Here is a 24,374-nt window from a genome sequence, read left to right on the forward strand (position 1 = left end):
GGTGCAGGGGTGGCCACGAGTGAGCAGCCACGGTGTCTGGCTCGAGGTTTACTGGAGCCCATGGCGGATCCGCAGCGGCCGCTGGTAGGCCTAGGGCATAGAGGAGGCCGTCACCCTTGGTGGCGGCCTCCTCTATGCCCTAGGCCAGCTTCTGCAGGAGGCGCTTGGGACTGTAATTTCCACGCTCGAACAACAACTTGGCAGGACATAGTCGTTCAGGCATCCCAAGCCTGGCCTCCGTGCTGGAGGAAGCCACCAAGGCGTCGGCGACCGTGGCGGGGATGCGCAGTTTGATGAGCAGGGCCGGTCGTTCCTGGCCGCCTGCATCCTTGCCCAGGCCCTCATCGGAGGGACCATGGACCAGGCGCACGCCTGGGTGTCCAGCGCCGACTTCTTCTCCCCCCGGGAGGTGCTTATCAAGGCGTCGTCGAAGAACCGCTCCCGGGACGAGAAGGAGAAGGATGAGCGGGACTTCTCCCGCATGGCCGATCAGCTCTTCGGCATGTCGCGCCAGCCCGAAGACACCATGGGCAGTGTCGCTGCCTCCGCGCAGCGCATGGCGTCCGCCCTGACTCACGATCACCTGTTGGGATGGATCCGACCCAACCAGGGGCTGCCGCAGTTCGACCCGGTGAGTCCTGTCCTCCCATGACACCCTCATCGCCCTCTCACAAGGGCTCCAGCCGGGTCGTCACCGGGTTGATGACGGCCTTCATGGAGGCGATCTTCGAAACCGGCGAACGCGTGGCCGAGGCCAACGGAGGCCTCATTGGACTGATTGACGCAGGCATTGTGGCGCTGATCGCCTAGCGGGCCCGGCGGGCTGGACCTCGAAGCACGTCATGTCCAAGCGCCTGGCCCCCCGGTTTATCTTCCTGGCCTTTCTGGTCCCGGATGGATTTCCAGCGGGACAGTGAGAATAGGTGACAGAAATGCATTCGCCGTAGGATCCTCCGTTCTTACCCAGCCATATCCGGCCAAATCGGTTTAAAACCGACGAGAAGGGTATGGTGAGAGCGCCCATTGTTAGACGGACTGGAGGTTTTCTCTGTGGCTGAACCCTGGCTGTCCGCTGACGACGTTGCCTCTCACCTTGGCGTTTCGAAGGACACGATCTATGCGTGGATAGCCGAAAAGGCTATGCCTGCCCATAAACTTGGCCGCCTCTGGAAGTTCCAAGCCAGTGAGGTTGACGAATGGGTCCGTAGGGGCGGGGCGGCGACGGATGACGAAGATACCCGCTGATGGGCGAAACTACCGGGGCACTTTGGATCCGTGGAAGCAGTGGAAATGAATGATAAGCCAGCGCCTCTGTTGTCTGAGTTGCTACGCGTCGGCGCAACGGTCATCGGGCTGTCTGGACAAGAGCCCGTCAAGATCCTCGCCTTCGAGCCGCTCACGGACGACTCGGCAAACGTGGCCTTCCGAACTGAGACAGGGATCGTCGAAAAGATCGTTTTTGCCGATGCACTGAACCACGTTCGTAGCGTCACACCAGGAAACTCGTTCAGCTTCGACGCTGACCCGGCCGCATTCTTGCTGGCCGCAGAAGCCAGGCGTATGCGCTTGGCCTATCTTTTTGACCCATTGGCAGCTCTCGGAACTAGCGATGTCCAGCCCCTGCCGCACCAGCTGCGGGCGGTTTACGGGATCATGCTGGCTAAACAGCCTCTCCGCTACGTGCTCGCAGACGACCCAGGGGCCGGCAAGACGGTCATGGCCGGCCTCCTGATAAAGGAACTACTTCTTCGAGGAGACGCCGCTAACGTCATGGTCGTCTCCCCAGGGTCTCTCGTCGATCAGTGGGATGAAGAGATGCGGGAGAAGTTCGGGCTGGAATTCGAGATGCTCACTAGGGACAAGGTGCTCAACGAGGGCAACCCGTTTGCCCGAGGGGGACTCTGGCTGGCCAGGCTCGACATGCTCGCACGCAACAGCGAAGGCATCCTTGACAAGGCCTGTGAGGTCGACTGGGATCTCATCATCTTCGACGAGGCGCACAAGATGTCAGCCTCCGTGTGGGGCAAAGAGGTCAAGAAGACCAAGCGTTACCAAATGGCGGAAGAAATCGGGAAGCACACGCGAAACCTCCTGCTGATGACGGCAACCCCGCACTCCGGCAAAGAGACGCAATTCCAGCTCTTCATGGCACTCCTCGATTCGGATCGTTTCGAGGGCGTCGCCAGAGAAGGCACCCGCAAGGTCGACGTGTCAGACCTGATGCGGCGCCTGGTGAAAGAGGAACTCCTCACGTTCGAGGGAAAACGCCTGTTCCCGGAGCGGTTCGCTTTCACGGTTCAGTACGAGCTGACAAAGGAAGAACAGGACCTCTACGCCGCGGTCACCGACTACGTGCGTGACGAGATGAACCGTGCAGACGCTATTGAGGGCGACAACCGGCGGCGCACGGCTGTGGGCTTCGCTCTCACCACACTGCAACGTCGGCTTGCTTCATCGCCGGCAGCTATCCACCGGTCGCTCGAACGACGCCGGCGAAGGCTGGAGTCGGAGCTTGACGAAACCAGGCTGCGCTCTGCCCGAATCAGCGACGACGTGGACGTACCGGATTGGGACGACCTGGAGGACCTCACCGACGAGGAACGTGAGGCGCTTGAAGACCGAGCTGTCGCCGGCACTACCGCCTCGCGGACTCCAGAGGAACTCGAAACCGAGATTTCCGTCCTCGACCGGCTGCTTGTCCAATCCGGCAAAGTAAAGGCCTCTCCAACGTATGCGAAATGGAAGGCCTTGCGGGAGACACTTGATGACAGCGACGAGATGCGCGACGACACTGGCGCACGTCGTAAAGTCATTATCTTCACCGAACACAAGGACACCCTTGATGATCTCGTCTCGCGTCTGACTCAACACCTCGGTCGGGACGACGCCGTCATCACCATTCACGGCGGGACAAAACGCGAGGACCGTAAGAAGGCCAAAGAGACCTTCGAGCAAAACGAGCGCTGCCTTTTCCTGATCGCCACCGACGCAGCCGGCGAGGGCATCAATCTCCACAAGAACGCCCACCTACTGATCAACTACGACCTGCCATGGAACCCTAATCGGATCGAGCAGCGGTTTGGACGAGTCCACCGCATCGGTCAGCCCAACACCTGCTTCATGTGGTCGCTCGTCGCAAAGGACACCCGCGAAGGCGATGTGTACGGGCGTCTCCTTGAAAAGCTTGAGGAGCAACGGGCGACCCTGGGCGGACGGGTGTACGACGTCCTTGGACAGCTCTTCCAGGGCACTGCTTTACGTGACCTGATGATTGCAGCCATCAAGGAAGCAAACGCTCCGGAGCGGCAGCGATACCTAACCGAAGTCGTTGACCCCAAAATCTCTGATGGCATCCCCGAGCTGCTGAATGCGAACCAGTTGGTCCCCTCGCAGATGGAAGCAACTGAAGTAGAGGAAATCAGGCGCCAAATGGAACGGGCCGAAGCCGCCCGCCTTCAACCCCACCACGTTGAGGCTTTCTTCCACAAGGCGTTCGCCGACGTAGGTGGATCACTTCGCATGCGCGAGAGCCACCGGTTCGAGATCAAACGCGTTCCTAGCGAGATCACGGAACGCGACCGGGTCACCGGGTACGGCCAGCCTGTTGTGAACTCCTACCACCGAGTGACGTTTGATCCGAAGTACGTCAACGTGGCCGGCAATAACCACGTCGCCACCCTTCTTCATCCCGGACATCCACTGATGTCGGCAACAATGAGTGTCATATCCGACCGGCACCATGACGCATTGCGGCGTGGCGCGATCCTCGTCGACCACTCGGACTTTGGCACTCAGCCCTACGTGGTCAGCCTGCTGGAGCACGACGTTGTTGATGGCAGGCTCGGCCGGGACGGACAACCTCTTGTGATCTCCCGCCGAGCTCAGTACGTCAGGATAGATCCGGACGGGACGATCGCCCCGCTGGATGGTTCGCCTATTCCCAACTTCGAGTCGGCCAACGAGCAGGAACGCTCGCTGGCGGCGAAGATCCTGACTGAGCCGTGGGCGCAGGCATCCGACCTCGATGAGCGTGTCATCAGGCAGGCCTCCGTCACGATCGCACGAAAACACGCAGTCGAGATCACTCAGCAAACGATGGCGCGGGTGGAAAAGACCGAGAGGCTCGTCCGCGACCGCCTTACTCGAGAGATCAACTACTGGGACCAGCGAGCATTCGAGCTGAGTGAACAGGAGCGCGCCGGAAGGAGGACAAGACTACCCGCATCGCAGATGCGCGACCGGGCGGAATCTCTCGCGCGAAGGCTGGACCGCCGGCTCAAAGAGCTGGAGAAAGAACGAAACGTCTCCGTACGTCCGCCACGCGTTACCGGCGCCTGCCTTGTTGTTACCCAGGGATGGCTGGATTCGCAGGAAGACCCGGAGGCAGCTGACGCGCGCGCCAAGGAAACCACGCGCGTCGAGCGTTTAGCAGTCGACGCGGTGCTCCGCGTTGAGCGTGCACTCGGTCACCGCCCCACGGAGATGCATCACAACAACCCGGGATACGACATTCAATCCGAAACAGGCCGCGGTCTCGACTTCATCGAGGTGAAAGGCAGAGTCCTGGGAGGAAAAACCTTCATTCTAACCCGCCAAGAGGCCGTCACCGCGCTGAACAAGGGTGATCATTCGGTGCTAGCGCTGGTGCAGGTCAGCGCCGACGATGCAACCGCAGTGAGATACCTTCGCCACCCGATTGACCAACCTATAGACCCTCGCGCTGCCCGCGTTGAGTTTGACTGGGAACCGTTCTGGAACCAAGCAACAGAGATGAGCCAAGAGTGACCGAGACCAGCCGCAAGAAGAAGTTGATTGAGGTTGCCCTCCCGCTCGACGAAATCAACGCTGCGTGTAAGGCCGACAAGGATCGCAAGTCTGGAACTATAAGAAACCTACACAAGTGGTTCGCCCCAATGCCGCTTCCTGCATGGCGAGCTCTCTTGTTCGCGGCCCTGATTGACGACCCCGAAGAAGACAACCAGCGCGTCTATCTCCTTGACGTCATCAAGCGTCTCGTCGCGAACGGCGCCAATCTGCCGGACGAGGCTGATATTGAAGAGGCCAGGGAATTGCTTGCGCGTCAGTATCCCGATGGGGTTCCCTCAGTCCTCGACCCCTTCTGCGGCGGTGGCTCAACCTTGGTCGAGGCCCAACGGCTCGGCCTCCCCTCTGTTGGATCTGACCTCAATCCTGTTCCCGTCTTGGTCACCAGAACTCTGACCGACGTGCTTCCGAAAATGTGGGGCCATCAACCCATCCACCATGAAGTCGGCGACTTGGAATCCAGCGGTGCTCTGTTCAAATCGAGTACGAAGAAATTCGAGGGCTACGAAGGGCTCGCAGTTGACCTTCTCCACTATGCAAATTTGGTAAGGGAAGCCGCCGAAAGAGACCTTGCTCGGCACTACCCGCATGAGGCTGACGAGAAGCCCATCGCATGGCTGTGGGCACGCACCGCAAAATGCACGAACCCAGCGTGCGGGATCGAGACTGTCCTTTCCACCTCCTGGTGGCTCTCCAAGCAGAAGGGCTCGATGGCTTGGATTCAGCCTAAAGTCGTTGATGGTCACGTTCAGCTCGAAGTCGTTGCATCAGGGATGCAGGGAGGGCCCCCAGATGCGCCAAAGGTAGGACGGGGAGCAAATTTCGCGTGCCTGGCGTGCGGAAGTATCGTCGATGAGGCTGCCTTGATGTCTCAAGGAAACAGAGGGGAACTGGGTTTGCGGATGACCGCCGTGGTGGCGGAATCGGGCAAGCGTCGCGTTTACCGCCAGCCAACTCAGTCCGAGATCGAGGCGGCCGAGAATGTATCCGAGGTTGAGGATCTCCCAGAAATCCCGCTCCCCGACATTCCGAGGTGGTTCTCAGGCCCAAGGTTTGGGTTAAAAAATCAGACTGATCTATATACGAAAAGACAGTTGCTTGCGCTTTCTACATTTGCTGACCTGGTTGCTGATGTCCACGACCAGGTGAGCGCTGATGGGGGATCGAAGGAATTGGCGACTGCAGTCGCGACGCTGCTTGGCCTCGCGGTCGGGAAGATGGCGCAATACGGCTCCAGCCAGGCGATGATCACGCCCTTCCCGACTTCTACGACTCGCTTCAATAGCGGCTTCGGGCGAAATGACCTCCCGATGACATGGGACTTCTTCGAGCAGAACTTCTTCGGCTCGGTCGGCGGCAACTGGAACCAACTTGTTCGTACTGTCGTAGCGGCCATTCAGTATGCTCCGCATGGCTCCGGCCACTCAGTTCGCAAAGACGCCCGAACGATCGCACTGGAGACGCCTGGACTCGTGGCAACGGATCCGCCCTACTTCGACGCCATCGGGTACGCGGATCTTTCAGACTACTTTTACCTGTGGCATCGGCGAGCACTGCGGAGGGTTCACGCAGATCTCTACACGACGTTGGCGGCACCGAAGGCGGGGGAACTCACCGCGGTTCCGGCCCACCATGAAAACAGCGCCGCCCGTGCGCGTGAATACTTCATCGATGGTTTCACGGAAACGTTCAAGAACCTTCAAGAATCGTTGGCGGCTGATTTGCCCATGCTTGTCGTCTATGCGTCGAAGGAGCAAAAAGGCGGTCTCGACGAGGAGACACGTTGGTCCTCGATCTTAACGGCCATGGTCGCCGCCGATCTTGAGATCACTGGTACGTGGCCAATCCACGGCACAGGCAGCACCCGGATGATCGGCATGGGCACCAACGCGCTTGCCACGTACATCGCTATGGTCTGCCGACCTCGTCCGAAGAGTGCTGGCACTTGCAGTCTCACGGATTTCAACCGAGCTCTTCGCCGGGAGTTGGCACCCGCGATTCGCGACTTGCAGGCGGCATCGATCCTCCCTGTTGACCTCGCTCAAGCCGCCATGGGGCCAGGTATGAGAATCTACTCTCGCTATCGTGCGGTACTCAATCAGTCCGGTGAGCCTGTGCACGTGGATCAAGCACTGCGCTTGATCAACTCTGCGATGGGCGAGGTGCTCGACGAGCAAGAGGGCGAACTTGACGCCGAGTCTCGCTTCGCCGTGCGCTGGTGGGCCTCTTACGGATGGGAGCCCGCCGACTTCGGCGAAGCCGACAAGGTCGTGCGTCCGCTCGGGATTTCGGTTGACGACGTGAAGAGGGCGCAAGTTGCTAAGGCAGTTGGAAATAAAGTCCAGCTGCGCGGGCGCGGCGACCTCGATCGTTCTTGGGGCCCATCGAAGGATGTTCGCCCGACGGCTTGGGAGGCGGTCCACCACCTCGCCGATCGGCTAATCGACGGGGGTGGTGAACTGGAAGCAGCGCACCTGATGTCTGTCCTAAATGGACTTCAGGACTCCGCGATGGCACTTGCTTACCGCCTTCATGACATCGCTGCCAAGAAGGGCCGTACTGCCGATCAAGAGCGCTACAACGCGCTAATCAGCTCATGGATCGAACTTGTGCGTCTGAGCGCTGGTCTGCAATCTGAAGAAAGGATGTTCTGAACGATGTCATCGTTGACAAACAAAGAACGGGTAGGTCGCATTCTCGATCTCGTGGCCGAGGGCCTGGGTCCCTGGATGGCGACGCATCTACGGGCGAAGTACAGTGACGACTGGACAACCGAAGTCGGGCGAACTGCGGGTCTGACGGGGCGAGACTCTACGCCTAACCAATCCGACCCTGCCTATCTGTTCTGGCTTATCGACAAGCAATGGCATTCAGTGTTCAAGGAGCACCTCTCCTACGAGGACAAGCGTGCGGTCTCTGCACTCTGGGATGCTCGAAAAGAATGGGCTCACGGCGAGCGAATCTCGTCTGAGCGCACAGAGCGCGTGCTAATGGATGGCGAACACGTTCTGCGTTCCATTGGCGCGGTGCAGCAGGCAGACATGGCTGACGAGATGCGGCGTGAGTTTCGTAGGCTCATGTTCGAGGATGATCAAAAGCGTCTCCAGCGGGCACAGGAGAAGGTGTTGTCAGTCCAAGTCGACTCCACCGGTCTTCCGGCATGGCGCGATGTGGTTGAGCCTCACGACGATGTTGCCCGTGGCACATTCGAGTTGGCGCAGTTTGCTGCTGACCTGCGGCAGGTACACCAAGGCGTCGCCGGCCCGGAGTATGGGGACCCCGCAGAGTTCTTCGGGCGTACCTACTTCACACGTGGCCTTCGCTACCTACTGGAGCAAGCGGTCAAAAGACTTAGCGGGGCCGGTGGAGAGCCCGTCATCGACCTGATGACCACGTTCGGTGGCGGAAAGACTCACTCCCTTTTGGCGGTGTACCACGCGGCAGCCGGCATTCAGGCGGAAAAGCTCCCAGGGATGCGAGAGATGCTCGATAGCTTCGGGATCGCAGAGTTGCCTGTCAAGGTTAACCGTGCGGTACTCGTCGGAAATGACCTTTCCGTGCTCGGATCGGAGAAGGCGGACGGAACGAACGTCAATACGATGTGGGGCGAGCTCGCGTACCAGCTTGGGGGCCGCGAGGGATACGAATTGCTGGCCAGATACGACCAGGAATCGGTTCCCCCAACAACGACTGACCTCGCGTCACTTCTGGCGAAGTACGGTCCGTGCATTGTGCTGGTCGACGAGTGGGTCGCCTATCTACGCCAGCTCTGGTCCTTGGAGAAGGCGACGCCCGCAGGAACTTTCGACGCCCACATGACATTTGTCCAGTCACTGACCGAGGCGGTCAAGGCGGTCCCGAACGCGCTGCTCGTCGTCTCGCTGCCGGCCTCTGACGTGGTGCGAGACATAACGGGCGCCGAGGTTCCGATCGAGAACGAGCATGAGATCGGCGGAACGGCGGGGCTTGAGGCGCTGCGAAGCCTGCGTTCGGTGATCCATCGGGTGGAGTCTCCGTGGCAGCCGGCGACTGTCGAGGAGTCATTCGAGATCGTGCGCCGCCGCGTCTTTAAACCGTTTGGGCGCGAGCAGGATGCGGCACGCGACCTTGTGGTGCAGAAGTTTACGGACCACTACATGCGCTACGCATCCGAAGTACCTAGCGAAGTAATGCAGCCCGGTTACCGTTCATCGATTCGCACTGCTTACCCTATTCATCCTGAATTGTTTGATCGGCTGTACAAGGACTGGTCGACGCTGGAGCGCTTCCAGCGCACGCGTGGTGTGCTGAGACTGATGGCAACGGTGGTTTACGCGCTGTGGATCAGCGGCGACCGCTCGCCAATGATCCTGCCTGCATCCGTCCCCCTCGACAACGCCAAGGTTTTCGACGAGCTCGCGAACCATCTCGACGACGCATGGAAGCCAATCGTTGACGCCGACGTCGCGGGCGAGACCTCGACTGCGAACGTCGTTGACAGCGAGATCAAGATCCTGGGCAGGTCGATGGCAACCAAACGGGCTGCACGCTGCGTCTTCCTTGGGACGGCGCCGCTCGCTAACCTCCGGCAGCGCGACGGGAGCGCTGCGACCATTCGAGGGATCGAACAGAAACGCGTTGTTCTCGGGTCTACCTACCCTGGTGATAACCCAGCTCACGTGACCGATGGTCTTCGGCGCCTGGGCGATCTGGGTAAGTATATGAACCGCGATCAGGATCGCTACTGGCTCTCTTTGCAGCAGACAGTGGCTCAAATCGTGCAGGAGCGCGCCGACTCATATCACGACGATCAGGTCTTCGACGAGCTTGCGACGGCTGTCCGGCAGGAGACGGACAAAGGTCTCTTTGATCGAGTCCACCGGTTTCCCCACGGAAGCATTGATGTAGAGGACGATCCTGGCATCGGCCTGGTGATTTTCGGTCCTGACCGAGCGTTTTCGAAACGGGGCAAGTCCGTTGCCGAGGATGCTGCCATTGAATTCCTCAACAAGCGAGGATCGAACGCCCGGATACACAAGAACAGCCTTGTCTTCCTTGCCCCAGAGGTTGATCGCATCGATGTATTGCTCAACGCAGTGCGACAGCGTATGGGATGGGAATACATCCTCGGTAATCGAGACTCGCTTAACCTCGATCAGCACAACATCAAGGTCGCTGAATCGCGGGTCTCGCAGGCCAAGCAGACGGTCGGGGACGCGATCCGCGAGGCGTATCGTTGGATCCTCGTCCCGATGCAGGAGCCCGGTTCGTCAGAAATCGATCTTGAGCCGATCCTGATGAACGGCACCGGCACGCTCGCCGAACGCGTGACGAAGAAGGCAGATGCGGGAGAGTTCGTCGTTAGATCTTTCTCTCCGTCGCTGCTCCGCATGCAGATCAACAGGCTCAACCTCTGGAAGGACAGACCCTATGTTCCGGTGGATGTACTGGGCGGCTACTTTAGCCAGTACGTCTACATGCCGAAGGTCGTTCATCCCAAGGCCGTGACCGATGCAGTCTGGCGGCTGGATGAGGTTCTGGCGATCGAGATGGACGGGTTCGCATACGCCGACGCCTATGAGGACGGCCGATTCGTGGGTTTGACTGTTGCTGCACCCGCAGCTGTCCGGCAGGGCGGCCTCATCGTCGATCCTACGGTTGCTATGGAACAGATCACCAGGGACTCAGAGACGAAGGAACAGAGCGACCAAAAGACAGGCGACAAGGAGGAAACTGCAAACGAAGAAGGTATCGATGGCCAAACTTCGGGTCGCAGTGGCACCACAACTGGTGGCGTCGCGACGGCCGATAAGACACCTTCACGCTTCCACGCGACGAAAGAGGTCACAACCAATCGGTTGGTCCGAGACGTTGGACAGATCTACGAAGAGATCGTGTCCCATTTCGTCACAAGTAAGGTGAGTGTTCGCGTCTCGATCGACATCGAGTCTGACGAGCTGCAAAAGCTGACCGACGACCAACGAACTGCCATCCGAGAGAATCTCAAGACACTCGGGTTTAACGACGATGATTGGTCAATGGACTGAACGAGAGGACTAAATCGAGTCTGACGGGCAGCGTCTCGACGCCAAACGTATGCGGCCAGGGAGTCCTTCGCCCGCTGGGTGGCGGTGACGCTGGTGGTGTCCTGGTCGCGGAACTTGGCCGGGATCGTGGTCTGATCGGTTGCGGGCACCTTGTAGCGTTCCCGGAACATCTGGATCTCGGCGGCCGTGTGCGCCAGCGTTGGGCACCTTCCGGGTCGGCCGGCACGGGACCCAGGCCCTTCGCCCAGGCCGGCAAGATCCACCTAGCTCGATGACCAGACGGGATCCTGGCATCGTACTGCTTGAGACTGTCGAGGATGCAGCAGGCGCCCCACTTCGTCTAGTTTGCGGCTCGCAACAGGCGTCGCAGGTATTCGATGGCGCTTCGTTCGCCTCGACCCTGCCTGATCCGCATGTAGCGGTCGAGAACTTCCACAGCCGCAGTATCGGGAAGGTTGCCCACGAACGTTTCCACTACTTCCTGCGGCAATTCGGGCATCGCCAGTTGGAATATTGCGGGCAGTTGTTCGCGGAGCCCGGCGCCTGCGAGTCTGAGTGCGAGTCGTTCCGCCGCAGGCATTGCCCGGGCCTTCGCAAAAGCATCCCTATAGTCTTCGTACCCCCTGGAAATATCCAAGTGCGTGGGAATCGGTTCAACGTCGCTGCTGCCTGTGATGAGCGTCGGAAGGGCGACAGTCCTGACCCAGGATTCCAGTTCGCGCAGCTCGTGGGTGAGTACGACCCATTTTCTAGTATGTGGCCGGCGGATGCCGACCATAGGCCAGATATCCATGGGAACATGCACTCCGGCCGGGACGGACGCCAGAACGTCCCCTGTCCTTAGCGGCTTGTCATCCGGGTACTCCTCGCAGATTGTCAGTCCCGGGACAACGTAGTCAGGGATGACTCTGCCCAACCGCAGGGCATATTCTGCCGGTTTCCGGTGCTTGGACAGATTGGAATGCTCAGCAAGAACCCTAAGAGGATGGTTCTCATCGGCTTCTGTCTCAAATGGCGGCTGGAGCTGTGCGATCCGCTGTCCCAGGACGCCGTCAGCGTGGAGAACCGGCAAGGACCCGCGTCGTTTGTGGTGGAGCCAGGAAGAAAGCCCCTGCTTGTTTTTCGGGACCGGCATTTCAATAGCTTGTGCTTCCGCTCGCTCCAGAGGCCTCCCCATGAGGTGCTCAACTTCTGCAGACAGGGCGTGCTCAAGGGCCGAGCGCAGCTGGTTGACGGCATCGGCCGCATGCCTCGGTACAGACTGAGGGATTGGCGCCAGAGAACCAACGAGAACGTCTTCACGGCCGTCCCGGATACGGTTAGCCACACCGAGGGGCCCGGCCATCACATAATCGAAAATGACGGTACACGCGTTCTCAACGGCGGCGTCGGTGTGGGCAAGTGTGTACAGCAAGTGCTGCTGGTGCTGCGGGAGCCAATCGTTCACTTGAAGGTTTTCGGGCATCGGCCCTATTCCTCGTACTGGCGGCTGATGAAGCCGGACATGCCTGGCACCGTGAAGCGGACGGCACCATGGTCCGGGGCGTAGATGAGCCCCTTGGAAATGAGGTTTGATCGAGCCACAGTAAGTTGGCTCGCTGCCCGGTTGAGCCGCGATGCCACGTGAGCTGTGGATGAGGCTTCGTCGTGGTCCTCGGCCATGGCACGGAGATATTGGCGCTCCGCTGGTGTCGCCCGTTGCCAGCGTGACCTGAAGAATCCTGCATCGAGATGTTCTGTGCCGATTTCGATGGCCAGCCTCGCGTCATCGAGGTTGACTGTTTTGCTGGAGGACACGTCCCAGGCGGCCTTGCCGTAGGCCTGGAGGAAGAAGGGGTAGCCGTCTGCTGCCGTGACGAGGGCGCGGAGGGCGTCGGCGTCAAGGCGGGCGCCGAGCTTGTTCATGGGGAGGCTGATTGCGTCTGCTGCCGAAGTGTGGTCGAGCGCTCCGATGGTGCGGTAGTCAAAGAGCCGCTCGGAGTACGATCTGGTTGCGCTTAGCTTTCCGGGCAGGTTGGGCAGGCCAGCTCCGATGATGAAGAACGGCCAGCCCTTTTGTCCGGCGAGGTGCTGGACCGAGATCAATGCCCCCAGCAGTTCGTCGTCGAGGTCCTGCATTTCGTCGATGAAGATCCCGAAGCCAGCTTTGCTCTTGCCCATGGCGGTTGCGAGGTCTTCGACGAGCTCCTCGAGATCGATGTCGAGGTTCCCGGAGTCCGCCCGTCCTGCCGTGGTGCCGAGCGTGGCCGAGACCCCTGTGAAGCCGAGGGTGACGTTGAAGGACCCGATGCTGCCCAGGACGTCCTTCACATATCCCCACGCGGACTTGGCCCGTAGCCGTCTGGCTCCGGCTTCGATGGCCCTTGCCAGTTTCTGCCGTGTTGCTTTCCGGCCTTCCGGGGAGGGCTGTGCTTCGATCTGGACGACAAACCAGTCATGCCGCTCTGCCTGGGCGGCGAAGTTGTTCAATAGGACGGTCTTGCCGACGCCCCGGAGTCCGGAGAGCAGCATTCCGCGTTCGGCTGCTTGCCTCTTCGTTCTGACGATCAGCCGATCGAAGGCTTCTATTTCTGCTTCGCGTCCCTCAAGCGCAGGGGGCTTGAGGCCTGAGCCAGGGACAAAAGGGTTCATGTCGGAGTCCACGAAACCAGTCTATAGAAGAATATGAGGCGATATAAGGAATCTCTTATATCGATGAATATTTCTTTATGGATGAGGCCGGGCGGCTTCCGTCCGGGAAGGATCTCGCCACTCAACGGTCTGCGGACACCGGACCATGCCACGCAATGAGAGCCCGGCGACCGCCCGATAGGGTGGTTGCACCCGCTAGACACGAAACGACGAAGGGTCACACACAATGGCAAGTACCAAAGAAGCTGCGGCCAAAATTTTTGAGGGATTCGAACGATCGAACGGCACCTTCCGTGACGACCGGCTAGTGGATGAAGACACCATTGCAAGCCACAGGCAACTGACCGGCTCCGACCGTCAGCAATCAGACAACGTTGATCGGGCTGTTTCTCAGCTGATAGCGGCCATTGGGTCGGACATCGAGCACTCCGTGATCGTCAATGCTCCAAATCCTGACCGGTCCTCCCGCAGCTATCATTTCGCCGTGTTCAGCCCGGAGCTCCTGGGCTACGTCGAATTCACGAGCGCCGGCGAAGATCCCAAGATTCTGGTGCGAACTGTACCGCGTAGCTCCATCACCGAGATCGAGATCCGTTCAGCGAAGGACTATCGGAGTGACGAGGACGGTTCCCTCGTATTCGTGGTGAACTACGCCAGTGGGATAACCCTTGATATTCGAGAACGGGACAACGACGGGAAGGATGTGTCCGTGACAAAGACCTGGCTGCAGGAGCTGTTGGAGAGCCTGCGCAGGGATCTGGCTTCCGTCTAGGACCTCGATTGGAAAAGAGAGCGCCTTTGCAAAGACCGGGAACTTGCGTGCTACCCACACCCCCTTTAGCGCTTCAAGTTGAGAAGATTCCCATAACGCGAGTTGGACACAGCCAATAAGTAAACCGGGAGCCTGCCGGGGCGTCGTTGTTCAGCGCGCTTAGTAGTGCGCGAAACTGTGAGCATGGCATTCAAGACACGAAAGACTTTGAGTGAAGCCCCGTCAGACCCCGAACAGTTATTCAAGAGAATCAGGACCACAAGTTCGCCCCAGGATCTTTGGCCTCATCAGGAACAGATCCTCAAGGCCTGGCATACCGGTCATTCAAAGAACCTTGACGTCGCCATCGAGTTGCCCACGGGCGCCGGGAAGACCTTGATTGGAGGGGTCATCGGTGAGTACCAGCGACAGGTAAATAAGAAGCGGGTAGTCTACCTGTGCCCAACAAAGCAGCTCGCGCGGCAATGCCAAGCGCGCCTGGAAAGCTACGGGATCCCCGCGGTACTGCTGATCGGGCGAGTTCCCGAGTGGAATCCGGCGGATAGAACCCGGTACACGTACGGGGAAGCGATCGCCGTCTCCGTGTATTCCCATGTCTTCAACAGCAATCCTGCCCTCGACGATTCGGAATACCTGATCCTCGATGACGCCCACGCTGCCGAGGGGTACGTTTCGAAACCTTGGTCACTCGTGCTCGATCGAAAAACATCGGCATATTCGGAGGTCCTGGCTGCCCTGAGCGACGCGTTCGATCCGCTGGTTGTGAGCCGGCTCCAACAAGAGACCCCGGCAGGGCAATTCGCATCGGATGTCTATCTCGCCTCTCCGCTCGGCGTAACCGCTGCGGCCGCCGAACTGGAGAGAATCCTCTCCACCCAATCGGCCGAGGACATTACTTCGGACTCTGTGCATGCCCTTCGCTTCATCGCGGGTCATTTGGGTCATTGCTTGGTATACGCGTCATATCGGCAGATCCAGATACGCCCTTTCATTCCTCCAACCCACTCCCACAAAGCTTTTGAGGGCCCGCAGCAGCGGCTGTACATGAGCGCCACACTGGGCGAAGGCGGCGAACTCGAAAGAAGCTTTGGCCGGCAAAGGATTTCAAGAATCCCTTCGCCGAAAGAATGGGAAACCAAAGGCACAGGTCACCGCTTTTTCATGTTCCCGGAGCTCACGACGGATCTGTCAAGAGAGGAAACGCGGACACCTGCTTGGGTCTCCGGACTCATCAAACAGGCGGGTAGAGCTATTGTTCTTACTCCTGATACCCGGAGCGCTGAAGCCTTTAAGGAATGGCTTGGCAAGGATCACCGCTTTTTCCACGCGACTGACATCGAAGACGACCTGTCCGTTTTCACCCAAGCATCTGACGCGGTGCTAGTTCTGACGAATCGCTATGACGGGATCGACCTGCCAGACGACGACTGCCGGCTTGTAATCGTATACGGACTGCCAGCGCGGGGCGATGCTCAGGAGAGGTTTCTTGCAGGAGCACTGGGTGCAATGGATGTACTCCAAGAACGTATTCGCGCGCGTATCGTCCAAGGAGCTGGGCGGGCAACCCGAAACTCTGAAGACTATGCCGGCGTCATCATGCTCGGTAACGACTTAAGCTCGTTCTGCACCCGGAAAGATGTCCTCAATGCAATGAGGCCCGAGGTAAACGCTGAGGTTTCTTTCGGCCTGGAGAACAGCTTGGGGACCGAGTCGACCGAGATGACCGAGAACTTCCAGGCCTTTCTCGCCCAAAGCGAGGAATGGGAAGCAGTTGAAAAAGATTTGGCAGAGCGACGGTCGGAGGCTGAGCGCGCGTATCCTCCCGGCACTCAAGAACTCAGTGCAGCCGCAGGTTATGAAGTCGCCGCCTACCACGCACTTTGGCATGGGGAGCTTGACCGGGTGCTCGATCACACCCGCCGGGTAATTGACCGTCTCACGGGAGGAAGAGCCCCTCAACGCTACGCTGCCCTGTGGAACTACTTAGCCGCTTGTTGGGCCCTCATCCATCTAGAACATGGAGGAGACGAAACGCTAAGAGAGTCGAGCAGAGCATACTTCCTCGCGGCTCGATCCTCGGGCCGCGGAACGATGTGGCTCTCTCATATGGCAGCACCCTCAGAAAGAAACAGATTTCATGCGCCGACTGCGAACGAAGTCGATCCACTTGACGCTGAAGCCGCGCGTCAAATTGTTGAATTTTTGCCGAAGCTTGGGAAGGCAAGGTCCTTTGACGATGATGTCTCCCGTATGAGGGCACAATTGCTGGCCACCGAGGCCCCGCCCTACGAGGAGGCACTTGTTTTCCTTGGCTCACTCCTGGGTGCGACAAGTTCAGGAAACAACGGCGCGTCGGCCGCACCGGATGCGAGTTGGGTTTTCGATAATCTGGCTTGGGTTGGATGGGAGGCCAAAAGCAACGCTGATCCAGCTGGAGAGCTCGGTGCCGGGGACGTGCGGCAGGCTGGATCTCACCTTCGTTATATTCGCACCGAGCGAGGTGAGGCAATTCCCAGCCAATCGCTGACCTTCCTGATGACTCCCCAGGAACGCGTTCACCCTGCATCAATGGCCGTGGCTGAGGATCATGTTTTTCTAGTTAGGCCAAAGCAGGTGCTCGAGTTGTTTGATGCCGCTGTCACTGCGTGGCGGAAGATCCGCTCTCGAGGGGTACACGTTGTGGGTGAGGATGATGTCATAGCTGCTCTGGCAGAAGCCAAGGTTCTGCCGTCCGCATGGATTGTCCGGCTTGCCACCGAGCCTGTAGGGCATTGAAGTCATCCCGAATGTGTGATGCCGAGGGACCGACAAAACTCAACCGCCGAGAATGGTTGCCTGAGGTGCGCCCGCACCCAAGATCAGGACCTCATTGCCGCCTTGGATTGGACGGAGCGCGCCGATGACAGAATCCAGGAAGGCATTGGGACCGACGTTGGCTAATTCGGACGCTGGGGAAGGTTTTCTTGTTCTGCTTGGCGCCGGGGCTTCCGCGGATGCCGGACTACCGATGGCCAATTCTTTGACCGACTGTGCGCTGAAGGCCGCAGCATCCTATGAAGATGAAGGACGGAGCGCGAGAGCGCTCAATTACGTAGTAGCCGCCATGCAGTTGTGGGACGTGCGGTTTGGGCGGGCGCTGTCAGACGGTATTGGCATTGAGCGCCTGGTAAGCGCAGTAGAGCTGTTGGCCAATCGCTCCAGCTTGGAGGTGGCTCCGTTTATTTACTCGTGGGACGGATCAGTCGCAGGGCAAGAAGAATCGGCCGCCTACGTCGACGATTACAACGCCCAGCGCTTCTTTGAAGCACTTCAAACGCCGCTTGACACGAGAGGTTGGAGCGGACAGCGCGGATTTCAGTTTTCCATTCAAAGGGAGGCGATGCAGAAGGTCTTCTGGCAGCTCACTCACAAGCGGCAGCACAACACCTTCGAGTTACTTCACGCCTGGTTGGTTAGGCAAGTCGTCCAAGACCTGAGTATTCAAGATCCTGAGGCCATCGAATATTTTGTTCCGCTTGTCAGGAGCATCGCCGAATCGCCCAACGCATCGATAGCCACCTTGAACTACGACCTATGCGTCGAGCTGGCCCTCGAGAAAGCTTCTTTGCCAACCAATCGCTATGTTGCCCACTGGGCAGACCGCGGATCTTTGGATACGCCTTCGGAGGGTGATGTGAACCTCCTAAAGCTGCACGGTTCTATTGACTGGCTAATGACCCCCGAGGAAGACTTCGTCGCTGGAACTACCCCCGAGGGCTATTCAGATTGGAAGCCTGCCCTAATCTACGGGCAGCGAGAAAAGCTTCGAGTTGGCGGACCGTTCCTCCAGCTGTTCGAGAAGTTCAGGGCGAACCTAGTTCAAACAAACAGGCTCATAGTCGTTGGATACTCGTTTTCAGATGCACATATCAACACAGTCATTAGGCGATGGCTTAGAACCAATGCGCGCGCCCGACTGCTGATCTGCGACCCGTTCTTTCCGGAGGTGTCCCCTTCGTCCTTCAGCGGGAATGAACCGGAACGGGTCTTGTTGTGGCGGAAATATGGGCCAGAGCCATCTGTGAATCCGTTGTACCCAACTACCGCGAATTCGGCAGTAACTGTCCCCAAGCTTGCCATCTCCCGTAGTCCCGCTGACGATTTTTTCTCAGAACTGGCGGCCCAAGGGGTTGATAACCTCTTCGCGAAGGCTGGTCTCTAGCGGCTCATGCCCTTCTGCAGGGGATCAGGATTGCCGGCCTCGGCTGCGTCCGTCCTCTCGGGGGGCGGCATCCATGGGTCCGTCTGGCTTGCGCTTGGGCTTTTGCTCGGCGCGGCGGCGGGCTTCTTGCTGGTCGAGGAGCTTGTTCAGCGCGGCCAGGGAGTCCTTCGCCCGCTGGGAAGCGGTGACGCTGGTGGCGTCCTGCCCGTTGTTCTTGCGGTCACGGTCGGAGGTCTTCTGCGCCTGGGGCTGCGGGGCGTGGGTTTGCTCGGCGCGGGCGACTGCTTGCTGTGCGGCCATGGTCAGGTCCTCTCCTCGTGCAGCGGATGCGTGCTGGCCGCGGGCCAGGCTGACGGAGCGCTCGTGCAACTGCTTGCCGGTGTCCTGTTCACGGAACTTGGCCGGGATCGGGGTCTGGTCAGTTGCGGGCACCTTGTAGCGTTCCCGGAACATCTGAATCTCCGCGGCGGCGTCGCGCCAGCGTCGGGCACGTTCCGGGTCGGCCGGCACTGGGCCCAGGCCCTTCGCCCAAGCCGGTGGCTGGGCGGCGAGCACGTGGCCGGCTTCCTCGAAGCGTTCGGCCATTACGGCGCGGCGTTCGGCCAGTTCTGCCCGCCAGTTCGCAGGTGTGAGCTCGTCCGTGGAGGCCCGGTGCGGCGCCACCCACTCGGGAAGCTTGTCCGCGGGGGTTTGGGAGGCCTTGACTGGGTCGGGCACTAGCTGGCGGCGGCGCAGCTCGTCGCGGATAGCTGCGGCGATCTCGTGGGACTGCCGGTGACGGTCGACGTGGCCGGCACCTGCGGCCTTGCGGTTCGCCTGGCCGCGTTCAGCCAGCTCCATGACGTCCTGGGCTGGGTCGAGGGTTTTGCGGTGCTTCAATTCGGCCTGGAGGGTGCGGGTCTCCCAGGCGAGCTTGCGGGCGTCTTTGGCCGACGCCTCGACGCCGAGGCCTTCACGCTGCACGGCTGTGAGCAGCGTGGCGTCAGTGCGGGCCAGCGTGCGGTTGGCCCGGATGCATTGTTCGATGGCGGCCTCGGTCAGGTGCCCGAACGGGCGATTCGTCCAGTGCTCCGCCGGCCACGGCCCGTTCTTGGCGGCGATGGCCTCCGTCCGGTGTGCCAAGGCTTTGGCCTCGCGGTCCTCGGCAACCTTGAGCGCCTCGTACAGGCTCTCCTCGGACTGTGCCGCGAGGGAGGCGTGCTTCGGGGTGGCGTGTTCGGGGGCCGTGGCGATGAGCCCTTCGATTCGCCAAGCGAGCACGGCGGCGGCGTCCTCGGCCCCGCCGAGCGGACGCATGTTCACGGCCTCCACCAGCAACGCCCGGGCGTCGAAGCCTTGGGCTTCGGCATGGGCCAGATGCGTGGCCACGGCTCCCCAGGCGTCGGCCGCGGTGAAGACCGTGGCGGTGTTCCCGAGGGCCTGGTGCGCCATGCCCTTGAAGCGCAGTTCGTCGGCCTGTTCGGTGACGTGGACGTATTCGGCTGCGAGCTGCATGGTGGAGTCGATGCGCTCATGCTCGGCGGCCATGACCTGGTGGACGCTCTTCTCGACGCCCTCGTTCCCGGCGATCCGGGAGAGGACGTCGTCCATGGTTTCGCCGGCCTCGAGCTGCACGTACAGCTCGTTGGAGACCTCGCCGCGGGTCATGGCCACGTACACCAGGTTGCGGGCGGTGGAGCCGGAGACGATGGGGATCCCGGCCATGACGGTCATGCCCTGGGCGCGGTGCACCGTGTAGCTGTAGCCCAGGTGCACGTTCTTCTCGATATAGGACCCGGGCAGGGTGGTGCGCTTGCCGTCGCCCTGGTGGCGGACGGTCATGGACCCGTCCGTGTTGATCTTTTCCACGGTCCACAGGTCACCGTTGTGGACGCGGCGGCGGCCGGACTTGGTCTCGATCCAGTCGTTCTGCCGGGTGACGATGGTGTCACCGGACCAGGCCTTGGACCCGTCGCGCAGGGTGCGAGAGCGGGTAGTCATGTCGATCTCTCCGAAGATCTCCAGTGCCGCCTGGGCGCGTTCGGAGAGACGCTGGGCTTGTTCGTTGGTGGCGGCCATGATGACGGCCGCGGTGCCCTTTTGGTGTGCTTCCTGCCACTTCCGGAAGGCCAGGGCCTCGACCATGGCCGCGTCGCCGGCCTTCACCCGTCCATGGTCCTTGTACCAGGTGAACGGGTCCGCTTCGCCCTCGGCGCGGCGTCGCAGCCCGAGGGATGCAGCGGCCTCGTCGGGGTTCTTGAAGCGGTGGATCTCGTCCAGCTCGACGGCTCCGAGTTCGGCGGCGAGCATGCCGAACGCACCACCTGCCGAGACTGCCCCGATCTGAGCGTCATCACCGACCAGGGCGATGCGGGCGCCTGCGGTTTCGACGCGTTCCACGACGTCGGCCAGCAGCTTCGTCCCGCACATGCCGGCCTCGTCCAGGATGACCAGATCCTCCGGGCCGATCTTCCCGGCACCGAGGGCGAAGCTGTCGGCGGTCATGCCCTTGATACCGAGTTTGTCCCCCAACAGGGTCGCGGCCACGGCCTGCGGTGCAAGCGCCAGGACGTTGCCGCCGCACCGCGTGATGACGTCCCGGACGACTTCCATGGTCGTGGACTTGCCGGTTCCGGCAGGTCCGAAGCCAACGCTGATGAGCTTGTCCGAGGTGGCGAACTCGAACGCCATTCCCATCTGGGCCGAGCTTAGCTGGAACACTTCCCTGGCTGCGACGAGGGTGTTCCGTTCGTCGATGACGGCGTGGAAAACATCGGCGGTGGCCACGGGGATGACCTCCCGGGTTCCGGCGCGAAGCAGGTAGTTTTCGGCCCGGATCATGCCCTCCGAGGCGTACAGCACGGATCCCTTGTGCTCGAAGACGCTGGAGCCGTCGGCCCGGGTCAGGGGCTCGAACGTGGCATGGACCCGTTCCGGGGTGACGCGCTGTGCCTCGTGCTCCACGACGTGGGCGATGATCTCCCGGACGGTGGCATCAGCGACGTGTCCGTGACCGACGCTGTACTCCTTGGCCCACCGCTGGGCTTCGGCCTCAAGGTGGTTCAGGGCCCAGACGGCACGGGTCGCTTCGACCTTTCCGACAAGTTCCCCGGCGATAGTTGCGATGTCGATCCGGGCTGCCTGGCGGACCTCCCCGGCACCGATGACACGTTCTCCCAGCCGGTTGAGTGCCCGTTCCCCGATGACCTCCTGTGCGCGGGATCGCCACTCGGTGACGAGTTCTTCCAGGCTCTTCCCGAACTTCTTGACGGCCCGTGTTTCAAGGGTTGCCTGCTGGGCGAGCTTGAGCATCGCCTCCGTTCCGGGGGCGTGGCCGAACTTGGCCGTGTACTCCTGCGCGAGGCGGTCCAGCTCCTTGCGAATGCTCGCGCGGCGGGTGGAGAACAGTTCGTTCAGCTCTGCAGGGATGCCCTTGACTTCCATCACCGGCTGCTTCCCGGCGCCCATGTCGCGGGCCTCGAAAGCCACGCCGCGGGCTGTCAGGTGCGCCTGGATCCGTGCATTGTAGTGCTCGGACGCTGACACCCCGAGCTTGTGGAGCAGGCGGGAGTCGATGGTCTTCCACGTGCCGTCGCCGGTCTGGACCTTGTTGGAGATCACCAGGTGGTCGTGGACGTTCGGGTCGCCCTCGCGGGAGTCGTAATGGCGGAAGACCTGGGCAACGATGCCGCCCTTGATGTCCTCCTGGGCCACGCCGTTGGTGCCGGTCCGGGTGAGGATGGCGTGCTCTTCCAGCCACTTCACGGTGTCCTTGACGGCCTCGTGCTGGGCGCGCTCGACCATCGCCCGAGCCTCGTCACCGCCAACGGCCCAGAGGACGCTGATGGACTTCACGGGGGTCATGGTCATGTCGAACCCAGCGACGGCGGATTGTTGCGGGCGCAGCTGCCCGGTGACGAACTTGGCCAGTTCCTCGTTGTCTTCCGGGCCCCGGCCGTGCAGCTCACGGAAGAGTTTCGCGCCTTCCTTGCCGCGGATCTTGTGTTTCTCGGAAGCCCCTGGGTCGCGCTGGTTCAGGCGTTTGAAGTCCGCCTGGGCGGTGGTGATGCGGGCTGCCAGTTCGCCCGATTTCTCCTCGTAGGCGTAGTACTTCCGGCCCAGTCTGGTCTCTGCCTCTGCCTGCTTCGGGGTCTTGCCGTCGGCCAGTGCCTCAGCCCTGATGCGCTCCGCATTCGGGTGGATACCCAGGCCCATGAGGTTGGCCATCTGCTCCTTGGCGACGTTGCCTGAGACCCCGAGGGCGTCGCAGCCGGCGCCGATCCACTGTCCCGGCGGGAGGCCGCGGGCGTGGTAGTAGTCGCCCAGCTCGTGACCATCCGCGCGCATCTCGTCGCCACTGACTATTTCCGAGGTGTAGTACTCGTAGCCAGTGCCCGCCGAGATCACTTTCAGGGACATCACAACCCCAAGCATAGCGCGGGAGCAGCCTCACTCATTCGGAATGCCAGAGGTGTGAACCGGATTGAGGGTTGAATCCAGTCTGGAGGCGGTGGAGGAGCGTAGCGGGGGAAGTGATCGAAGACGTTGTGGATTCAGGACACAATCTGGTTCCATCAGCACTTGATGCGGATATGCACACGAGAGCCAGAGGGTCGATTGTGTCTATCCGTCACCGGGCTGTCCACAGGTGGGCAAAGAGCGAGACCGCCTTAATCTCGCGTGTCCACGTGTGGACAGGGCGGCGACGGACGCCGTCGGCACAAGGACAGCCCGAGCGCAGCGAGGTCCGCTCCCCCGGGCCGTGTGCCCGGGTGTCGCCGGAGCACTGCGCAGGCCTCACCCGGTATGGTGTGAGGGAAAGAATCGGCGCGGCCTCGCTCGTGTGGCCGCTAGGTTTCCTGAAGGGGGATTCGGACATGGCGAAGGCTCACAATTCGAAACTGGTGGAGGCGCGCCGGAAGGCGCGGGAGCTGGCGACGGCGCAACAAGAGCGGCACGAAAAGCTGCTCACCCTGGCGGAGGAATTCTTCGTCGCGTCCGATGAAGCCGACGGCGTCGTAGCCGAAGCCAAGGATGCTGCTGCCCGGCTCATCAAAGATGCTGAAGAACAGTCGGAGTCGAAACGAGCCGAAGCGCAGAAGATTATCGCGGCCATGGTTGAAACTGGCGCGTCCGTAGCTGACGTTGCTTCGCGCCTCGACGTGACAACGGCTGCGGTGCGGGCAGCCGTCAAGGCGGCAGGTCCCGCCAAGGAGGAACGCGACGAAGCCGACGATCCCGCAGCCGCACCCGATGAACCGCACGAACAACACAGCGACGCCGCCTGACATGTCTCACCGGTTGAGCGCCGATCATGCAAAGCAGCGAGGATAAGGAAGCGTCCCGGTTCTGGGACAAAGTCATCAAGGGCCCGCGCCCAGGTGACTGCTGGATCTGGACTGGCGCGTTCGGTGATGACGGCTACGGAAGGTTCTGGCAGAACGTCCCGGACGGTCAGCGCATGTGGCGGTCGCACCGCTTCGCCGTCGCCCTCGTCCTGGGACACGGCGACCTGAGTGCCCATGACAAGGTCAGACATGAGAGCTGCGACGTGCCGCTGTGCGTGCACGTCTCCGAAGGCCTGGACTCTCACCTTCTCCTCGGCACGACGGCCGACAACAACCGGGACCGTTCTGAAGCCGGCAGGCACGCGAACATGTACAGCCTGCGTCGATCCGGTGGCCGACGAAAAGATCAAGCCGCGCTCTCGCGCGAGATCCGCGCCGCCCTCCTGGAGCTCGGCCGGGACGAGACGATCCCTGCACTGCTCTGCGGCTACGCTCCGGAGGAACCCACACTCTTCTGACCGTAGCTTTGCTGTTTTACGAGTGGTGGTCGATGAATTCATCGAAGGTTCGTTTCTCCCATTACAGCCACCTCATTCCGTCCCATCTGATGCGCCAGTAGCACTCGGCTGCCCACCGGAACGGATCTTCACGAT

General features: G+C 60.8%; 15 protein-coding genes. 11 read left to right on the top strand and 4 right to left on the bottom strand.

Annotation, left to right across the window (positions count from 1 at the left end):
- Positions 1-139: 139 nt before the first annotated feature.
- Positions 140-370 carry a hypothetical protein gene (locus AC1DJB_RS22975; protein ID WP_476910920.1) on the bottom strand — a complete coding sequence of 77 codons (231 nt, stop codon included), beginning with the start codon at positions 368-370 and terminating at the stop codon, positions 140-142.
- Here AC1DJB_RS22975 and AC1DJB_RS22980 point away from each other — a divergent pair.
- The 6 genes from AC1DJB_RS22980 (at position 356) to AC1DJB_RS23005 (ending at position 10,850) form a co-directional block, all read left to right on the top strand.
- Positions 356-652: a hypothetical protein gene (locus AC1DJB_RS22980; RefSeq protein WP_476910921.1), complete on the top strand. Its 297-nt coding sequence runs from the start codon at positions 356-358 to the stop codon at positions 650-652. The two genes, AC1DJB_RS22975 and AC1DJB_RS22980, sit on opposite strands and share 15 nt — an antisense overlap.
- Positions 649-810, top strand: a complete 162-nt coding sequence (locus AC1DJB_RS22985; protein WP_476910922.1) for a hypothetical protein — start codon at positions 649-651, stop codon at positions 808-810. Before AC1DJB_RS22980 ends, AC1DJB_RS22985 begins: the two co-directional genes overlap by 4 nt.
- Before the next feature lie 240 nt (positions 811-1,050).
- Entirely contained in the window at positions 1,051-1,245 is a 195-nt protein-coding gene (locus AC1DJB_RS22990) for a helix-turn-helix domain-containing protein (protein WP_476910923.1), read from the top strand.
- Between the two features lie 30 nt (positions 1,246-1,275).
- Positions 1,276-4,785, top strand: coding sequence for a helicase-related protein (locus AC1DJB_RS22995; RefSeq protein ID WP_476910924.1), 3,510 nt, complete (start codon positions 1,276-1,278; stop codon positions 4,783-4,785).
- Positions 4,782-7,478, top strand: a complete 2,697-nt coding sequence (locus AC1DJB_RS23000) for a DUF1156 domain-containing protein (RefSeq protein ID WP_476910925.1) — start codon at positions 4,782-4,784, stop codon at positions 7,476-7,478. Before AC1DJB_RS22995 ends, AC1DJB_RS23000 begins: the two co-directional genes overlap by 4 nt.
- A gap of 3 nt (positions 7,479-7,481) precedes the next feature.
- Complete coding sequence (locus AC1DJB_RS23005) at positions 7,482-10,850, top strand: DUF499 domain-containing protein (protein WP_476910926.1); 3,369 nt, start codon at positions 7,482-7,484, stop codon at positions 10,848-10,850.
- Positions 10,851-11,190: 340 nt separating this feature from the next.
- Here AC1DJB_RS23005 and AC1DJB_RS23010 read toward each other — a convergent pair whose 3' ends face one another.
- A complete protein-coding gene (locus tag AC1DJB_RS23010; RefSeq protein ID WP_476910927.1) occupies positions 11,191-12,315 on the bottom strand; it encodes a hypothetical protein in 1,125 nt (374 codons plus the stop codon).
- Between the two features lie 5 nt (positions 12,316-12,320).
- Positions 12,321-13,493: an AAA family ATPase gene (locus AC1DJB_RS23015; protein WP_476910928.1), complete on the bottom strand. Its 1,173-nt coding sequence runs from the start codon at positions 13,491-13,493 to the stop codon at positions 12,321-12,323.
- A gap of 214 nt (positions 13,494-13,707) precedes the next feature.
- On the opposite strand from AC1DJB_RS23015, the gene AC1DJB_RS23020 reads away from it, so the two are divergent.
- The 3 genes from AC1DJB_RS23020 (at position 13,708) to AC1DJB_RS23030 (ending at position 18,454) form a co-directional block, all read left to right on the top strand.
- Positions 13,708-14,253: a hypothetical protein gene (locus AC1DJB_RS23020; RefSeq protein WP_476910929.1), complete on the top strand. Its 546-nt coding sequence runs from the start codon at positions 13,708-13,710 to the stop codon at positions 14,251-14,253.
- Positions 14,254-14,436: 183 nt separating this feature from the next.
- The gene (locus AC1DJB_RS23025) at positions 14,437-17,028 is read left to right on the top strand and encodes a DEAD/DEAH box helicase (protein WP_476910930.1); all 2,592 of its coding nucleotides are present in this window, start codon (positions 14,437-14,439) and stop codon (positions 17,026-17,028) included.
- A 124-nt stretch (positions 17,029-17,152) separates the two neighbouring features.
- Positions 17,153-18,454 (top strand): SIR2 family protein, encoded by a 1,302-nt coding sequence (locus tag AC1DJB_RS23030; protein WP_476910931.1) that lies wholly within the window; start codon positions 17,153-17,155, stop codon positions 18,452-18,454.
- 24 nt (positions 18,455-18,478) lie between these two features.
- On the opposite strand, the gene mobF is transcribed toward AC1DJB_RS23030, so the two are convergent.
- Complete coding sequence (gene mobF / locus AC1DJB_RS23035; RefSeq protein ID WP_476910948.1) at positions 18,479-22,852, bottom strand: MobF family relaxase; 4,374 nt, start codon at positions 22,850-22,852, stop codon at positions 18,479-18,481.
- 458 nt (positions 22,853-23,310) lie between these two features.
- Here mobF and AC1DJB_RS23040 point away from each other — a divergent pair, with 458 nt between their 5' ends.
- Positions 23,311-23,721, top strand: coding sequence for a hypothetical protein (locus tag AC1DJB_RS23040; RefSeq protein WP_476910949.1), 411 nt, complete (start codon positions 23,311-23,313; stop codon positions 23,719-23,721).
- A gap of 26 nt (positions 23,722-23,747) precedes the next feature.
- Positions 23,748-24,239, top strand: coding sequence for a hypothetical protein (locus AC1DJB_RS23045; protein ID WP_476910932.1), 492 nt, complete (start codon positions 23,748-23,750; stop codon positions 24,237-24,239).
- Positions 24,240-24,374 lie beyond the last annotated feature (135 nt).

The sequence above is a fragment of the Arthrobacter sp. 01T428 genome, assembly GCF_056398685.1.

What these genes read in the sequence shown, in the direction of transcription:
- AC1DJB_RS22980 (WP_476910921.1), top strand. Translation starts at nt 356, where the DNA reads ATGGACCAGGCGCACGCCTGGGTGTCCAGCGCCGACTTCTTCTCCCCC.
- AC1DJB_RS22985 (WP_476910922.1), top strand. Translation starts at nt 649, where the DNA reads ATGACACCCTCATCGCCCTCTCACAAGGGCTCCAGCCGGGTCGTCACC.
- AC1DJB_RS23005 (WP_476910926.1), top strand. Translation starts at nt 7,482, where the DNA reads ATGTCATCGTTGACAAACAAAGAACGGGTAGGTCGCATTCTCGATCTC.
- AC1DJB_RS23010 (WP_476910927.1), bottom strand. Translation starts at nt 12,315, where the DNA reads ATGCCCGAAAACCTTCAAGTGAACGATTGGCTCCCGCAGCACCAGCAG.
- AC1DJB_RS23020 (WP_476910929.1), top strand. Translation starts at nt 13,708, where the DNA reads ATGGCAAGTACCAAAGAAGCTGCGGCCAAAATTTTTGAGGGATTCGAA.
- AC1DJB_RS23025 (WP_476910930.1), top strand. Translation starts at nt 14,437, where the DNA reads ATGGCATTCAAGACACGAAAGACTTTGAGTGAAGCCCCGTCAGACCCC.
- AC1DJB_RS23030 (WP_476910931.1), top strand. Translation starts at nt 17,153, where the DNA reads ATGACAGAATCCAGGAAGGCATTGGGACCGACGTTGGCTAATTCGGAC.
- mobF (WP_476910948.1), bottom strand. Translation starts at nt 22,852, where the DNA reads ATGTCCCTGAAAGTGATCTCGGCGGGCACTGGCTACGAGTACTACACC.
- AC1DJB_RS23040 (WP_476910949.1), top strand. Translation starts at nt 23,311, where the DNA reads ATGGCGAAGGCTCACAATTCGAAACTGGTGGAGGCGCGCCGGAAGGCG.
- AC1DJB_RS23045 (WP_476910932.1), top strand. Translation starts at nt 23,748, where the DNA reads ATGCAAAGCAGCGAGGATAAGGAAGCGTCCCGGTTCTGGGACAAAGTC.